Origin of the sequence: Kitasatospora sp. NPDC049258 (assembly GCF_040678895.1) — a bacterium.
Taxonomy (GTDB): domain Bacteria; phylum Actinomycetota; class Actinomycetes; order Streptomycetales; family Streptomycetaceae; genus Kitasatospora.
Window position 1 is genome coordinate 1,641 of the sequence record NZ_JBFAQT010000089.1, and the last position, 1,604, is coordinate 3,244.

The 1,604-nt window shown below is 57.0% G+C and carries 1 rRNA gene (only partly in view); it reads left to right on the top strand.

The annotated features are described in order from the left end of the window. The first annotated feature begins 53 nt into the window (after nucleotides 1-53). Nucleotides 54-1,604: ribosomal RNA gene (locus AB0K43_RS31230) — 23S ribosomal RNA — on the top strand; it runs 1,597 nt beyond the window's last position.

Sequence of the window (1,604 nt, forward strand, 5' to 3'; positions counted from 1 at the left end):
GGGTGGGTGTCTGGTCGTTGTTTGAGAACTGCACAGTGGACGCGAGCATCTGTGGCCAAGTTTTTAAGGGCGCACGGTGGATGCCTTGGCACTAGGAACCGATGAAGGACGTGGGAGGCCACGATAGGCCCCGGGGAGCTGTCAACCGAGCTTTGATCCGGGGGTGTCCGAATGGGGAAACCCGGCAGTCGTCATGGGCTGTCACCCATACCTGAACACATAGGGTATGTGGAGGGAACGCGGGGAAGTGAAACATCTCAGTACCCGCAGGAAGAGAAAACAACCGTGATTCCGGGAGTAGTGGCGAGCGAAACCGGATGAGGCTAAACCGGAGTGGTGTGAGACCCGGCAGGGGTTGCCATTTCGGGGTCGTGGGAGAGTTCTTCGGTCGTCTGCCGGCGATCGGGTGAGTCAGAAACCGTATGGGTAGTCGAAGGACATGCGAAAGGTCCGGCGTAGAGGGTAAGACCCCCGTAGACGAAACTTGTACGGCTCACTTGAGCTTTTCCCAAGTAGCACGGAGCCCGAGAAATTCCGTGTGAATCTGGCGGGACCACCCGCTAAGCCTAAATATTCCCTAGTGACCGATAGCGGATAGTACCGTGAGGGAATGGTGAAAAGTACCGCGGGAGCGGAGTGAAATAGTACCTGAAACCGTGTGCCTACAAGCCGTGGGAGCGTCGTTCGCCGAGCTTGCTCGGTGGGCCGTGACTGCGTGCCTTTTGAAGAATGAGCCTGCGAGTTTGCGGTGTGTAGCGAGGTTAACCCGTGTGGGGTAGCCGTAGCGAAAGCGAGTCCGAATAGGGCGTTTGAGTTGCATGCCCAAGACCCGAAGCGGAGTGATCTAGCCATGGGCAGGTTGAAGCGCGGGTAAGACCGTGTGGAGGACCGAACCCACCAGGGTTGAAAACCTGGGGGATGACCTGTGGTTAGGGGTGAAAGGCCAATCAAACTCCGTGATAGCTGGTTCTCCCCGAAATGCATTTAGGTGCAGCGTCGTGTGTTTCTTGCCGGAGGTAGAGCACTGGATAGGCGATGGGCCTCACCGGGTTACTGACCTTAGCCAAACTCCGAATGCCGGTAAGTGAGAGCACGGCAGTGAGACTGTGGGGGATAAGCTCCATGGTCGAGAGGGAAACAGCCCAGAACACCGACTAAGGTCCCTAAGCGTGTGCTAAGTGGGAAAGGATGTGGAGTCGCAGAGACAACCAGGAGGTTGGCTTAGAAGCAGCCACCCTTGAAAGAGTGCGTAATAGCTCACTGGTCAAGTGATTCCGCGCCGACAATGTAGCGGGGCTCAAGTACACCACCGAAGTCGTGTCATTCACACATGTAGGCCCAACGGCTGTGTGGATGGGTAGGGGAGCGTCGTGTGCCGGGTGAAGCAGCGGAGGAATCCAGTTGTGGACGGTACACGAGTGAGAATGCAGGCATGAGTAGCGATACAAGAGTGGGAAACTCTTGCGCCGATTGACCAAGGGTTCCTGGGTCAAGCTGATCTGCCCAGGGTAAGTCGGGACCTAAGGCGAGGCCGACAGGCGTAGTCGATGGACAACGGGTTGATATTCCCGTACCCGCTTTGAAGCGCCAACGTCGAACCAGGT